The 14,025-nt window shown below is 40.7% G+C and carries 17 protein-coding genes, 1 pseudogene and 1 riboswitch; of the genes and pseudogenes, 3 read left to right on the top strand and 15 right to left on the bottom strand.

Features of this window, described 5'->3' with window-relative positions; genetic code table 11:
- Nucleotides 1–575: 575 nt before the first annotated feature.
- Nucleotides 576–1,617: pseudogene (locus tag ACQYAD_RS00980) on the top strand (IS630 family transposase).
- A gap of 15 nt (nucleotides 1,618–1,632) precedes the next feature.
- Here ACQYAD_RS00980 and ACQYAD_RS00975 read toward each other — a convergent pair.
- Nucleotides 1,633–2,058, bottom strand: a complete 426-nt coding sequence (locus tag ACQYAD_RS00975) for a hypothetical protein (protein WP_430234669.1) — start codon at nucleotides 2,056–2,058, stop codon at nucleotides 1,633–1,635.
- A 159-nt stretch (nucleotides 2,059–2,217) separates the two neighbouring features.
- On the opposite strand from ACQYAD_RS00975, the gene ACQYAD_RS00970 reads away from it, so the two are divergent.
- Nucleotides 2,218–2,448, top strand: a complete 231-nt coding sequence (locus tag ACQYAD_RS00970; protein WP_430234667.1) for an AbrB/MazE/SpoVT family DNA-binding domain-containing protein — start codon at nucleotides 2,218–2,220, stop codon at nucleotides 2,446–2,448.
- Nucleotides 2,442–2,588: a type II toxin-antitoxin system PemK/MazF family toxin gene (locus ACQYAD_RS00965; protein WP_430234665.1), complete on the top strand. Its 147-nt coding sequence runs from the start codon at nucleotides 2,442–2,444 to the stop codon at nucleotides 2,586–2,588. Before ACQYAD_RS00970 ends, ACQYAD_RS00965 begins: the two co-directional genes overlap by 7 nt.
- A gap of 33 nt (nucleotides 2,589–2,621) precedes the next feature.
- Here ACQYAD_RS00965 and sufB read toward each other — a convergent pair whose 3' ends face one another.
- The 14 genes from sufB to ACQYAD_RS00895 form a co-directional block, all read right to left on the bottom strand.
- Nucleotides 2,622–4,019 (bottom strand): Fe-S cluster assembly protein SufB, encoded by a 1,398-nt coding sequence (gene sufB / locus ACQYAD_RS00960; RefSeq protein ID WP_430234663.1) that lies wholly within the window; start codon nucleotides 4,017–4,019, stop codon nucleotides 2,622–2,624.
- Between the two features lie 84 nt (nucleotides 4,020–4,103).
- A complete protein-coding gene (gene sufU / locus ACQYAD_RS00955) occupies nucleotides 4,104–4,541 on the bottom strand; it encodes a Fe-S cluster assembly sulfur transfer protein SufU (RefSeq protein WP_430234661.1) in 438 nt (145 codons plus the stop codon).
- A complete protein-coding gene (locus ACQYAD_RS00950) occupies nucleotides 4,531–5,760 on the bottom strand; it encodes a cysteine desulfurase (protein WP_430234659.1) in 1,230 nt (409 codons plus the stop codon). Before ACQYAD_RS00950 ends, sufU begins: the two co-directional genes overlap by 11 nt.
- Nucleotides 5,760–7,073 carry a Fe-S cluster assembly protein SufD gene (gene sufD / locus ACQYAD_RS00945; protein WP_430234657.1) on the bottom strand — a complete coding sequence of 438 codons (1,314 nt, stop codon included), beginning with the start codon at nucleotides 7,071–7,073 and terminating at the stop codon, nucleotides 5,760–5,762. Before sufD ends, ACQYAD_RS00950 begins: the two co-directional genes overlap by 1 nt.
- Nucleotides 7,074–7,090: 17 nt before the next feature.
- Nucleotides 7,091–7,876, bottom strand: coding sequence for a Fe-S cluster assembly ATPase SufC (sufC, locus tag ACQYAD_RS00940; protein ID WP_430234655.1), 786 nt, complete (start codon nucleotides 7,874–7,876; stop codon nucleotides 7,091–7,093).
- 479 nt (nucleotides 7,877–8,355) lie between these two features.
- Nucleotides 8,356–9,192, bottom strand: a complete 837-nt coding sequence (locus ACQYAD_RS00935; RefSeq protein WP_430234653.1) for a MetQ/NlpA family ABC transporter substrate-binding protein — start codon at nucleotides 9,190–9,192, stop codon at nucleotides 8,356–8,358.
- Nucleotides 9,193–9,207: 15 nt separating this feature from the next.
- Nucleotides 9,208–9,876 (bottom strand): methionine ABC transporter permease, encoded by a 669-nt coding sequence (locus ACQYAD_RS00930; RefSeq protein ID WP_430234651.1) that lies wholly within the window; start codon nucleotides 9,874–9,876, stop codon nucleotides 9,208–9,210.
- Nucleotides 9,869–10,894 carry a methionine ABC transporter ATP-binding protein gene (locus tag ACQYAD_RS00925; protein ID WP_430234649.1) on the bottom strand — a complete coding sequence of 342 codons (1,026 nt, stop codon included), beginning with the start codon at nucleotides 10,892–10,894 and terminating at the stop codon, nucleotides 9,869–9,871. Before ACQYAD_RS00925 ends, ACQYAD_RS00930 begins: the two co-directional genes overlap by 8 nt.
- 159 nt (nucleotides 10,895–11,053) lie before the next feature.
- Nucleotides 11,054–11,160, bottom strand: a riboswitch (SAM riboswitch).
- 128 nt (nucleotides 11,161–11,288) lie between these two features.
- Nucleotides 11,289–11,639 (bottom strand): hypothetical protein, encoded by a 351-nt coding sequence (locus ACQYAD_RS00920; protein ID WP_430234647.1) that lies wholly within the window; start codon nucleotides 11,637–11,639, stop codon nucleotides 11,289–11,291.
- Between the two features lie 156 nt (nucleotides 11,640–11,795).
- The gene (locus ACQYAD_RS00915) at nucleotides 11,796–12,107 is read right to left on the bottom strand and encodes a thioredoxin family protein (RefSeq protein WP_430234645.1); all 312 of its coding nucleotides are present in this window, start codon (nucleotides 12,105–12,107) and stop codon (nucleotides 11,796–11,798) included.
- A 2-nt stretch (nucleotides 12,108–12,109) separates the two neighbouring features.
- On the bottom strand, nucleotides 12,110–12,466 hold the full coding sequence (locus ACQYAD_RS00910; RefSeq protein ID WP_430234643.1) for a toprim domain-containing protein: 357 nt from the start codon (nucleotides 12,464–12,466) through the stop codon (nucleotides 12,110–12,112).
- A gap of 128 nt (nucleotides 12,467–12,594) precedes the next feature.
- Nucleotides 12,595–13,077 (bottom strand): DUF2231 domain-containing protein, encoded by a 483-nt coding sequence (locus ACQYAD_RS00905; RefSeq protein WP_430234641.1) that lies wholly within the window; start codon nucleotides 13,075–13,077, stop codon nucleotides 12,595–12,597.
- 136 nt (nucleotides 13,078–13,213) lie between these two features.
- Nucleotides 13,214–13,597, bottom strand: a complete 384-nt coding sequence (gene gcvH / locus ACQYAD_RS00900; protein ID WP_430234639.1) for a glycine cleavage system protein GcvH — start codon at nucleotides 13,595–13,597, stop codon at nucleotides 13,214–13,216.
- A 60-nt stretch (nucleotides 13,598–13,657) separates the two neighbouring features.
- A complete protein-coding gene (locus tag ACQYAD_RS00895; RefSeq protein WP_430234637.1) occupies nucleotides 13,658–14,014 on the bottom strand; it encodes an arsenate reductase family protein in 357 nt (118 codons plus the stop codon).
- Nucleotides 14,015–14,025 lie beyond the last annotated feature (11 nt).

The following is a 14,025-nucleotide window of genomic DNA, read 5'->3' as shown; positions in this document are numbered from 1 at the left end:
TCAAGAATTATAATCTCTTAAATTATAACATAGACAAATGATAAAATCTGCCAAAACCAGACAACTGCATCATAAGTACCGTACTACAGTGTAGCATAATAGGCTAGTCCATTCTTAGTAGTTTGTTTAGTTTTTCCATTAAAAATCGATGCTAAGCTATATAGATCTATTCATAGCAATACTGATTTCAGGGGTGATTTTCATATTAATTGACTAGTTATTTATAAAAGGAGAGTAATCATCCAACAAAATAAGAATCTAACGGGATTTATAACTCTTTAATTTCAAAACAAAAAAACCTAATCATTAAAGTAATTAGGCTTCATACTGTTAGGTCAACTCTTCTATTAAAAGGTGTCGTTCTTGCACTGTCGTATAGGAGCATATCGATCACTTTAGTTGTCTTTGCATCCTATATCCCTATTAAAAGACTTTTGTTTGTTTTGTGCAATTTATTTATTTTTTAATTTATATAAATGGAATTAAAGGATTTTAGGAATATTCGTCCAATTATTATAGGTAAATAAAACCTATGGGAAGGCGGACAAATAATGAAAATCCTCCAAAATGAAAACATGGATTCAATTCAGGAAGTTAAAGCTTGTATGCACGGTTTAAGGGATCTACGGATGTTTAAACGTCTCCAGGCTATCCTTTTGCATTTAAAGGGACGGCCTTATGCAGATATCGCTGACCTCTTAGGTTGTACCGAGCAAACGATATATAACTATGTACGAGCCTATAAAGCTAACGGATTGAAGGGATTAGTTCCCGGACAATCTCCCGGACGCCCTTGTCAACTAACGGAGGAACAAGAAAAGGAACTCTATCAGTTAATCGTTGAGAAAAAGCCAGCCGATGTCGGATTTCCCGCCGAGATGAACTGGACTTCTTTTCTTGTTCGCGATTGGATTAAGCAAACATTTGACATTGTCTATACGGATCGGGGTGTAAGAAAACTATTGACTCGTTTAGGATTTAGTTACACAAAACCAACGTATACCCTAGCAAAAGCTGACCCCGAGAAACAGGCGATGTTCAAACAAGAATTTGAAACGATTAAAAAAAATGATGAATGGCGAAATTGATCGAATTCTGTTTCAAGATGAATCTATGATCCGGGACTATCAAGCTTTAGCTCATACATGGTTTCCTATAGGACAACAAAAAGTGATACCTACTTATGGAAAACATCATGGGGTTAAATTAATTGGTACCCTCGATTATGAAACAGGCGAAGTGTTTGTCACCGAGGAGGAACACTATGATGCTCAAGTTTTCCTATCTTTTCTTGAAAAAGTTGTAGTCAAATAAGTTGTAGTCAAATACCAAGGTGAGAAAATTGTTATGATACTAGACAATGCTAGAATCCACCATGCGAAACTGATTCAACCTTTTCTCGAAGCCCATAAAGATCATCTGCAACTTGTTTTTCTCCCTCCGTATAGCCCGGAGTTAAACCTTATTGAAGGTCTGTGGGGATGGTTAAAAAAATCGATTATCTATAATGTTTTTTACAAAACGGTAGAAGAAATTAGAGTTGCTGTCCAGACCTTCATTACACAAATCAATAAAGAACCTATGAAAATTGTTAATCGCCTATGTCTAAAACTATAAAATCTTTAGTTCCGTCTATATAGATATTATATCAGCTTCCACATCATTAATTTTGCTCTTTAGAGAAGGAAAATCTGGCATTGATTCAGGTACAGTTCTCTCGACTTGTGTTCCGTTACTAGTATCAGTTATTTTAAATTTACCCTGATGTGCCCCTAATACCCAATAGTGGGTTTCTGGGACAACATTTACATCACCTTTATCAAGTTTCGGAGCAGCACCGAACAATAAAACTTTGTCATTGCTTTTCAAATTTGGCACACCATTAGAAAGAACCTTCACTTTTTCATTTAACTCTGCTTCAGTTAATTTCATTTTTTTATCTAACCCTAGAGCCTTTTTGGTTGTCATCCCACCTGGTTCAATAAAAGTAATAATAGCATCTTTTTTAACTGTATCGTTAAAAGACTTTGTTACTTTCACTTTTGCCTTAGTTAACACTGTACCCGCCTCGGTACCAATAGGAGTGTAATCCACGGAACCTGACTTTGTTGAATTCAGAAAAGCTTTCCTTTTGCTTGGGGGAAGGCTTTCTTTATTGATAATTCTTTCTTTATTGTATATACTTTGTATACACTAAATAAAAGGAGGAATTATGCTATGCAAGTACAAAGATGGGGGAATAGTTTAGCGATTCGCTTACCAAAGTCTTTATGTCAGGCGATAGGGTTTGAAGAAGGCAAAGAGTTAGATTTTACTGTTGAGAAAGACATTATCACATTGAAACCGAAAAAAGAATCAGAATCCTTAGAGAAAATGTTAGAGCGTATTACTCCTGAAAATTTGCACGAAGAACACTTTACTGATTTGGTAGGACGTGAAAAATGGTAAAACCTTATATACCAAACAGAGGAGATATTATTTGGATTACGCTTGACCCTCAAGCAGGAAGGCGACCTGCAATGGTACTTTCTCCAATGCTTTATAATCAAAAAACGAAGCTTTGCTTAATCATACCTGTTACGAATTAAGAAAAACCCCGAAATGACGGGGTTTTTTCTTTGTTATCCGATACTGCCTTCCATCTCGAACTTAATCAACCGGTTCATTTCGACGGCGTATTCCATTGGCAATTCTTTTGTAAATGGCTCGATGAAGCCCATGACGATCATTTCGGTTGCTTCTTGCTCGGAAATGCCGCGGCTCATTAGGTAGAATAGCTGCTCTTCAGAGACTTTGGATACTTTTGCTTCGTGTTCAAGCGAAATATTGTTGTTCAATACTTCATTGTTTGGAATTGTATCCGAAGTCGATAAATGATCCATAATCAGTGTGTCGCATTCAATATTGGCGCGGGCACCGTCGGCTTTGCGGCCAAAATGGACAAGTCCACGGTAATTTGTTTTACCGCCGTGCTTGGAAATGGACTTTGAAACGATTGTTGAAGAAGTATTTGGCGCTAAATGGATCATCTTTGATCCGGTATCTTGGACTTGGTCTTTGCCGGCAATCGCGATGGATAGCGTCATCCCGCGGGCACCTTCGCCTTTCAAAATAACAGCCGGGTACTTCATCGTTAACTTCGAACCGATGTTGCCATCGATCCACTCCATTGTTGCATTCGCTTCGCAGACAGCCCGTTTTGTTACAAGGTTAAAGACGTTGTTGGCCCAGTTTTGAATCGTTGTATAGCGGCAGTATGCACCTTTTTTGATAATGATTTCAACAACCGCGCTGTGCAGGGAGTTCGTTGTATATACCGGTGCTGTACAGCCCTCGACATAGTGAACAGATGCACCCTCATCCACAATAATCAATGTCCGTTCAAACTGGCCCATATTCTCGGAATTGATGCGGAAATACGCTTGCAGCGGTGTGTCTACCTTTACTCCTTTTGGTACATAAATGAACGAACCGCCGGACCACACAGCTGAATTCAGTGCCGCAAACTTATTGTCTGTTGGCGGAATTACTTTTGCCCAGTGCTCGCGGAAAATATCTTCATTTTCTTTCAGTGCCGAATCCGTGTCTTTAAAAACGATTCCTTGCGCCTCAAGGTCTTCCTTCATATTGTGATAGACAACTTCGGACTCGTATTGAGCGGATACTCCGGCAAGGTATTTTTGCTCTGCTTCTGGAATGCCCAGTTTATCAAATGTTGCCTTGATCTCTGCCGGAACTTCATCCCAAGATTTCTCGGATTTTTCAGATGGTTTTACATAATACGTAATTTCATCAAAATTTAATGAGGATAAATCCCCGCCCCATTGCGGCATCGGCATGCTGTAAAAATGCTCGAGTGATTTTAAACGGAAGTCCAGCATCCATTGCGGTTCTTCCTTCATTTTTGAAATTTCCTCAACAATTTCACGTGTAAGACCGCGTTTTGATCGGAAAATGGAAACGTCTCGATCGGCAAACCCATATTTATACTCACCGATTTCAGGCATTTTTTTCGCCATCGTCGTGTTCCTCCATTCTTATATGAAAAAGCGCAGGCATCAAGATTGGCAATCTGCCAGTCAACGTCACGCTTGTCAATTATTTTATTCTTGTTCAGTTAATCCTTTTTCCATCGCCTTCCAGGCTAAGGTTGCACATTTGATGCGCGCCGGGAACTTCGATACCCCCTGAAGCGCTTCAATATCCCCAAGATCAAGTTCTTCCTCATCATATTCTTTTCCCTGCATCATCTCGGAAAAAACGTTTGAGAGCTTCAAAGCATCAGCCAATTTTTTCCCTTTGATGGCTTGCGTCATCATCGAAGCAGACGACATCGAAATCGAACAGCCTTCGCCTTCAAACTTCGCATCCGCAACGATACCGTCCTCAATTTTCATCGTTAATTGAATCCGGTCGCCACAGGTAGGATTATTCATGTTTACCGTTAGGCTGCCTTCTTCCAAAACCCCTTTGTTGCGGGGATTTTTGTAATGATCCATAATTACCTGACGATAAAGCGCATCTAAGTTATTAGAAGACATCGCTAAAATACTCCTTCGTTTTGATAAGCGCTTCGACAAGCTTATCAATCTCTTCTTCCGTGTTGTAAAGGTAGAAGCTCGCACGGGCCGTAGCCGATGCTTTCAGCCATTTCATTAAAGGCTGGGCACAATGATGGCCGGCACGAACCGCCACACCTTCCGCGTCTAAAACAGTCGCTACATCATGCGGGTGAACATCGGCAAGATTGAATGTGATCAGTCCTGCGCGTTTTGCAGGGTCTTGCGGACCGTAGATCGTCAGGCCCTCAACTGCCTTTAATTTTTCAAAAGCATACGCTGTCAGCTTATGTTCATGATCGGCAATCACCTCAAGACCAACTTCATTTAAAAAATCTATTGCCGCTCCAAGTCCAATTGCCCCCGCAATAATTGGCGTCCCGCCTTCAAACTTCCAAGGCAGCTCCTTCCATGTGGAATCATGCAATTGAACAAAGTCAATCATCTCGCCGCCAAATTCGACCGGTTCCATTTTTTCAAGCAAATGCTTTTTCCCGTACAGTACACCAATTCCGGTTGGTCCAACCATTTTATGGCCTGAAAATGCGAGAAAATCACAATCCAAATCTTGCACATCAATCTTCATATGCGGTGCGCTTTGGGCGCCGTCTACCACCATAACCGCACCATGTTCATGAGCAATTTTCGCAATTTCTTTAACAGGATTAATCGAACCAAGTACGTTTGACACCTGCATCACAGAAACAATTTTCGTATTAGGAGTAACCGTTGCCCGAACATCATCAAGGGAAATTGTTCCGTCTTCCTGCAGCGGAATATAGTTCAGCTGGGCGCCTGTCCGCTTGGCCACTTGCTGCCATGGGATAATATTGCTATGGTGCTCCATATACGTAATGACGATTTCATCGCCTTCTTTTAAATTGTCCCGCCCATAACTTTGGGCAACCCAGTTAAGAGAAGTCGTTGTTCCTCTTGTAAAAATAACTTCCTGCATCGATTTTGCGTTGATAAACTTACGAACCTTTTCCCGGGCGCCTTCATAGGCATCGGTTGCTCTTGTGCCTAATGTGTGCACCCCGCGGTGAACGTTCGAATTATCTTGTTTATAATATTTCTCCAACGTCTCAATTACTTGAACCGGTTTTTGCGATGTTGCTGAACTATCAAGATAAACTAATGGATTGCCATTGACTTCCTGGTTTAAAATCGGAAAATATTGACGAATCGTTTTGATATCCATTATCGGACTTTCCTTTCAATGACTTCCGTTAATTGCTTTTTCACGCCTTCAATCGGAAGCTGGTTTACAACTGGAGCAAGGAAACCATGAATAATCAAGCGCTCTGCTTCAGCTTTTTGAATCCCGCGGCTCATTAAATAATACAGTTGTACTGGATCAACACGGCCAACTGATGCCGCGTGTCCTGCCATGACATCGTCTTCGTCGATTAACAGGATGGGATTGGCATCACCGCGTGCTTTTTCGCTAAGCATTAGCACGCGTGACTCTTGTTCAGCATTCGATTTCGATGCACCGTGCTCGATTTTACCAATTCCGTTAAAGACCGTAGAGGCGCTGTCTTTCATCACACCATGGTTTAAAATATTTCCATCGGTATGCTTGCCAAAGTGAACAACCTTTGTCGTAAAGTTCTGAGTTTGTTCACCGCTGCCGACCACCACGGTTTTCGTATCACCACTTGAGCCGTCGCCAATAAGATTGGTTGTATTTTCAGAAACCGTATTGCCTTCATTCATTAAGCCTAACGCCCATTCAATTCGGGCATCTCTTTCCGCAATACCACGGCGGTTTACATAGGTTGTGATCCCCTTCGCCAAATAGTCAACGGCACCGTAATTAATTTTCGCATTGGTATTGGCAATCACTTCTGTTGCGATATTTACCACATTGCTGGAAGAATCAAGTGTCGAAATGTAGTTTTCCACATAGACGACCGAGCTATTATCTTCAGCCACAACGATAACATGGTTAAAAAGATTAGCTTCCGGATCGTCATGCACGTAAACAGCTTGGATTGGCTCTTCGATTTCCACGTTTTTTGGAACGTAGAGGAAGGAACCGCCATTGAAAAGAGCTGCATGAAGAGCCGTTAACCGATGTTCATCTACTTTGATTGCTTTTGTCATAAAATATTTTTCAAGCAAATCCCCATGCTCACGGGCAGCTGTAAAAATATCTGTAAAAATAACTCCCTTGTTGCGAAGATCATCCGACAGTGTTAAATATGCCGGTGTTTGGTTGCGCTGAATATACAAATTTTTGTTCGTTGCTTCCAAATCGCCAATTAACGCTTTTACTTCCACTGGAAGCTCTGTTAATGATCCATATGATTTACTTTTGACTGTATGCTGATTAAACTGGCTAAAATTCCATTTTTCAATTTTCGTTTTGTCTGGTCTTGGTAGCGGTAGATCGCCAGCAATATTGATCGCTTTCACTCTAATTGCTTCAAGCCATGCCGGTTCACCCATTTCTTTTGAAAAGGAGCTGACAAAATCCGTACCGAACGATTGATTTGTTTCGATTGTCATGTTAATCCTCCTAACGCTTACGCTTCTTGCCCAACTGTTTCATCTTCAATGCCAAGTTCTTTCTTGATCCAGTCATATCCTTCTGCTTCTAAGCGTTGTGCAAGTTCTGGTCCGCCGGATTTCACGACGCGTCCCTGCATCATAACATGCACATAGTCAGGAGTGATATAGTTTAATAAACGCTGGTAGTGAGTAATCACCATACAGCCAAAATCTTCACCGCGCATTTCATTGATTCCCTTTGAGACTACTTTCAAGGCGTCAATATCAAGGCCTGAATCAATTTCATCAAGGATTGCAATTTTTGGCTCAAGCATCATTAATTGTAAAATCTCATTGCGTTTTTTCTCTCCGCCGGAGAAACCTTCATTGACATAACGCTGCGCCATATCGAGATCCATCTCTAGAAACTCCATTTGTTTATCCATTTTACGGATAAATTTCATCAAAGAGATTTCGTTTCCTTCTCCAAGGCGGCTATTAAGTGCCGAACGCAAGAAGTCAGCGTTTGTTACCCCAGTGATTTCGCTTGGATATTGCATGGCCAAAAACAGACCTGCACGGGCACGTTCATCGACTTCCATTTCCAGAACATTTTGTCCGTCCAATGTAATGCTCCCGCTTGTTACCTCATATTTTGGATGACCCATGATTGCCGATGAAAGCGTTGATTTCCCTGTCCCGTTCGGGCCCATGATCGCATGGATTTCGCCGCCTTTTATTTCAAGGTTGACACCTTTTAAAATCTCTTTCCCATCAATTGCTACATGAAGATCTTTGATCGTTAACGTTGATCCAGCCATATATATTTACCTCGCTTTTATAAAAAAATGGTATTAATTGAAAGCATTCTTTCTATTCTCATTCTATTCTCATTACAATCTTATAACAAATGAAATGTGTTAGCAACTCCTAAGCAGTGATAAAGGTCACAAATTAAAAATGATTTTCTTTTTCAATTGGTTATTGGTCTAAATAAGAGGTTTGCTCTTTTCTTAGGAAAAAGCCAGCATGATTCGTTGCCGGCTTTTTCTCATTCTTCCTATTTATATAGGTGCATATCTTCAAGCTCGTTTTATCCGTGAAATTTGTTCGTTTATCCGCGGAACTTTTCCATTTATCCGCGAAGTTTCTCTTTTTATCCATGGATTTTTTTGTTTTATCCGCATTTTTAATTTTTTTTCAAATAAGTTTTCGAAGATCCTGACCCTCTTTAGTATGCAAAAACGGAAATGGAACTATCCTTGTAATAACAAAAAGCAGGCTTATTGCCTGCTTTTTGTTATTTCGAAACCGGTACAACGGCACCTTTGTATTTTTCAAGGATAAAGTCTTGAATTTTTTTTGAGTGCAGTACATCAACAAGTGTTTTGATTGCTGGTTTATTTTCATCGCCTTGGCGCACCGCAATAATGTTCACGTAATTCGGATCAATCGGCTCTTGTGCGATTCCATCTTTTTTCGGATTTAAACCATTGTCAATTGCATAGTTGGAGTTAATCAGAACTGCATCTCCTTCACCGTTTTTAAAGATTTTCGGCAATAAAGACGCTTCGTAATTCGTATCAAATTTCAAGTTCTTTGGATTTTCCACAATGTCTTTAATATCGTACTCTTGAGGATTCACACCTTGTTTTAATTTAATAAGACCTAGCTTCTCAAGCATCCGCAGAAGACGAGGGTGATCGGAAACAGAATTACTCATAATTAGAGTTGCACCATTTGGAAGATCCTCAAGTTTTTTGTATTTTTTCGAATAAACAGCAATCGGCTCAATGTGAATTCCACCGGCATTGGCAAATTTATAGCCGTTTTCCTTCATTTGTACTTCCATATAAGGAATGGTCTGAAAGTAGTTTGCATCCAATTCTTTTGAAGCCAATGCCTTATTTGGCATAATGTAATCCTGGAACGTCTTAATTTGCAGATCAATTCCTTTTTCCTTTAAAATTGGCTGTGCTTCTTTTAAAATTTCAGCATGCGGTACATTGGAAGCACCGATAACCAATTTTGTCAGCTTTTTACCGCCTTGTGCATTATCCTTCGAAGTCGAAGTTCCGCATGCAGCTAAAGCCAGTACCAGCGTTAGCGCCAAAAGCGCTCCTAACCATTTTTTCATTCTAAACATCTCCTTTTATCGTTTATCTATTTTTTTCGTGATGGTATCACCAATAAACTGAATGATAAAGACAATAACCAAAATGATAATCGTAGCAACTAACGTCACATCGTTGCGGTTGCGCTGGAATCCCTCAAGATAAGCAAGATTTCCAAGGCCGCCGGCGCCAATGACACCTGCCATCGCGGTATAGCTGACAAGCGCGATGGCTGTAACCGTAATTCCGGACACAAGTGCAGGCATCGATTCAGGAAGCAGCACTTTCCAAATAATCGTTCCCATTGATGCACCCATCGATTTGGCTGCCTCAATCACCCCTTTATCAATTTCCCGCAATCCAATTTCAACCATTCTGGCGTAAAATGGAGCTGCTCCTACGATCAAAGCTGGCAATGCGGCGTTTTCGCCAATCATTGTCCCGAAAAGGAGGGTTGTGAACGGGATTAAGAGAACAATTAAAATAATAAATGGGATCGAACGAAAAACGTTGACAACGGCACTAATGACAAGATTAACAGGCCGGTTTTCCCACATATTTCCCGGTGAAGTAAGGAACAACAAAAGCCCAAGCAAAATTCCTAAAATAAAGGTAGCCAGAACGGAATAACCTGTCATGTATAGGGTTTGAACCGTTGCATCCCACATTGCCTGCCAATCAATATCCTTAAAATATTGCTTATCCATTTGAAACCACCTCCACTCCTACTTGCTGCGAACGGAGAAAATCAAGGGCTTGCTCAATTTCCTGCTGGTCGCCATCAAGGTGAATAAAGAGGGTGCCATATGAGCCATTTTGCGTTTGTGATATTTTTCCTTGAAGGATATTCACATTCGCTTTTGCATTCCGAATCAAATTGGTAATCACCGGCTGCTCGGCTGCCTCGCCAATAAAGGTTAATTGGACAATTCTTCCAGAATGATATTTTTCAAGCAGGTGATCAACTGTATCTTTTGTCGCCTCAGGTTCGGTTACCTGCTGAACAAACCGTTTTGTAATCGGCTGCTGTGGATTTTTAAATACTTCCAGGACTAATCCCGTTTCAACTACCTTACCGCTCTCCATTACTGCCACCCGATGACAGATTTTACGAATGACATGCATTTCATGGGTAATGAGCACAATTGTTAGACCCAGTCTTTTGTTGATATCAACCAATAAATCCAGGATTGAATCCGTCGTTTGCGGATCCAAAGCAGATGTTGCTTCATCACAGAGCAGGACTTTCGGATTATTGGCAAGTGCCCTTGCGATTCCGACCCTTTGCTTTTGCCCGCCGCTTAATTGTGAGGGGTATGCATTCTCCCTGCCTTCGAGGCCGACAAGCTTGATTAATTCTTGAACCCGCTTCAGCCTATCAGGGCCTTTAATGCCGGCAATCTCCAGCGGAAACGCAATGTTTTCGGCAACGGTTCTTGACCATAACAAATTAAAATGCTGAAAGATCATACTGATTTCCTGACGTGCTTTTCGAAGTTCCTTGCCTTTAATTTTCGATACTTCCTGGCCGGCTACTTTTATTGTACCTTCTGTAGGAATTTCCAATCCATTCAGCATGCGGATTAACGTACTTTTTCCGGCGCCGCTGTAGCCAATAACTCCGAAAATTTCTCCCTCGTCGATTTCTAAATTCACCTTGTCAACGGCGGTTAATTCACCCTGTTTGGACGGGAAAATTTTACGGACATTTTTAACAGATATCACTTCAATCACCTACTTTTTTTCAAATTTATAACCAACCCGCATTTATTTCAAGCGATTCCTGTACAACAGATAGCGTTTGATCGTTGAGCTTAAACCATTCTAGCAAAAAGAAAATGCCTTCCTGCATACTGGCAGAAAGGCATTAGAAAACAAACCTTTCTCCCATCTCCCAAAGCAAACGCTTTGTGTGAATTGGCACCATTTCAATTCGTATTGACGGTTGCCGGGCTTCATTGGGCACATCCCTCCACCTCTCTTGATAAGAGAATCCTCTATTCAATTAACGTTATCGGCTATTCCTAAAATAATTACGGAAACTATCGTATCACGGATAAAAAAAGGTGTCAATAAAAATTTCGACAAAATTCTCGAAATTCTCAACTACCCATTCGTTTTAAACCAAGAACTGTTCCGGTTCGCTTTTTGCTAAATAAAAGATGGACTCCAGCAGCAAGATCGTGCGAAAAGGCGCTTTGATAGACAAAACTTTTTTTTCCGCCAAGGAACGCAATTTTTCCTGTCCCTTCAATAAGGCAATCATTCCCTCTTCTCTGCCCGTCATCTGCCAATTTTCATACTCACCACTATCATTAGGATTCATACACACATCGCCGTCGAAAAAAACCATCGAAACCCGTTCTGCCTCTGTTATCAGCTCGATTGACAGATTGGCTTTCGTAATTAGTGGTTGTACGTGCGCTTTATTCTTGATACCATTGATAAAAAGTTGAACATTATCCTTCATTTTGACCACTCCGAATTAATCGCTCTATACGTATATATTCCGTAGTGGTTCCAATATTCCTTTCAAAATAGTTCGACAATTTCTTTTTAATTTCATCCCTACTGTCGAATATTTCCTGAGAAATATGTAGAAAGCAGCTGCTTTGGCACCTGCTTTCTACAGGATATGCTGATGGACTTTTTCCAATAGATACGGCACAGAATGAAAAGCATAAATCGTTTCAACAACTTGGCCATCTTTGACAAACAAAAGACAGGGCACACTTTCGATTAAAAATGCTTTTGCTGTTTCAGGATAATAATTCAAGTTCATTTTCCCGATTTTCAAATCGATCATTTCGGTGATTACTGTTAGCATTCGGGAAGCCATTTGGCACGTGCCGCACAGCGGTGTATAAAAATAAACAAGCCCGGTAGAATGATCCTCAAAGAAAGTATTTAGCTCTTGCTGGCTCCATTCATTCATCATCGTCAACCCATTTCCAAAAATTCAGCATGTACATCAATATTCGCGCCTAAAAGAATGGTTGCCAAATGCTTTACAGAGGCTGTCGCGACTTCACGGTACATTCGATCAATATGCAAATGCTTGGCTTCAGGAAACTCGCGCTTTAACTGCTTTCGGAGCTTCTCCCCTGCTTCATCTGCATCAACCAATATATAAATGTCTTTATCTACAAGCGATTCGACCAGCTCATCCATTTTATTCATGCTGATTGTACCGTTTGTGCAAATAATTTCAACTGGCTCATTAATAATCTTCTTTACTTTGTTTTTATCAGATTTTCCTTCGACAATAATCACTTTTTCCATCATCATGCTATCCATCCGAGATCACCCATAAAGTTAAGTTGTTCGTTAATGTTAACATATTCGCATACTTTCTTCACGTGCACCCATATATGGTACAACTATAGCATGATCCCCATGTGATCGAGTAGAGGTTTGCTTAGAAATTAGTTCCCCTGATTCCATTTGCCAGACTTTGGCGGATTCACATAGGTTCCGTTCATTTTGACGCCTACTCCTTGGCTGTAGACCATCTTTCCGCCAAAATAACCTGTCGACAAAATTCCTACTGTACTTAAAAGGGATAAAACAAGGTAAGCCGCCAATGATACACGGATCAACTCTTTCTTTTTCAAAACGAAGAATGCGCGGAACGCCACAACCAAAAAGGCAATCAAGGTTGTTAGATCCGCAAGATCCTGATGGTATTCGAATACGTTTGTATTTCCCCTCGCATCGTGCTCAGGGCCTGTCCCGACGGCAATCCATGCGCTGAGAAAGGCGATGAGCCAAAGCCAAAACCCTTTGCGCGGAGAAATTTTCCGCTTGGTGATAAGCGAAAAAACATCATAAATGGTTGCAAAAAGGATTAGGACAATTGGAAAATGAACCATTATTGGGTGAATATGCGAAAACACTTCTTGAAACATTTTTTTCCTCCTCTTTAAACTGCAGGTTGACAGCAGTTTTTCACTCACTAGGAGACATTACCATACGATTTTTAAAAATTTCTTAAAAAAAGAAAAGTACGGTCATCAAACCGCACTTTTCATGTAAATCAAAAAATTAGCTTTCTTGTGTCATTTTATCGTATTGGTCGGCTGTCATCAGCTTATCAAGTTCACTCTTGTCGGATGGCTCGATCACGATCATCCATGCTTTTTCATATGGAGACTCATTAACAAACTCGGGACTGTCGCTCAACTCTTCATTCACTTCAACAACTTTGCCACTGACTGGTGCATAAAGCTCGGAAACAGTTTTAACCGATTCAACACTGCCAAATGGCTCGTCAGCAGTAACCTCATCGCCAACCTCCGGAAGCTCTACAAATACGATATCCCCAAGTTCGGATTGTGCAAAGTAGGTAATTCCAACACGCACTTTAGCGCCTTCATCTTTTACCCATTCATGTTCTTCAGAATAACGCAAATCTTTTGGTGTATCCACTAGCGATCCCTCCATAATGATTTTTAAATTTATTTGATTCTCTTAAAAAGAGAAACCATCCTATCGCCACATTTTTTCAAATTCATCTTCACGAAAGCCAACCGTTACGTTTTTGCCGTCTGTTACAAGCGGCCGTTTAATCAGCATCCCGTCTGAGGCGAGCAAATCAAGAAGTTCAGCATCTGATGCCGTCTTGATTTTGTCCTTTAACCCTAATTCGCGGTATTTTAAGCCGCTTGTGTTAAAAAATTTCTTCAGCTCCAACCCGCTTTTTTTGTACAAATCTTTCAGTTCCTCCCGTGATGGAGGGTTTTCAACAATATGTATTTCTCGGTAGGACAGTTGAAGGTCGTCAAGCCACTTTTTCGCTTTTCGGCATGTCCCACATTTCGGATACCAATAAAATGTCAGCGCCAACTTGTTCACCG

This window comes from Neobacillus sp. SM06, assembly GCF_050496765.1.
Lineage (GTDB): Bacteria > Bacillota > Bacilli > Bacillales > Cytobacillaceae > JAEVLT01.
This window is presented reverse-complemented; position numbering and strand designations above follow the sequence as displayed.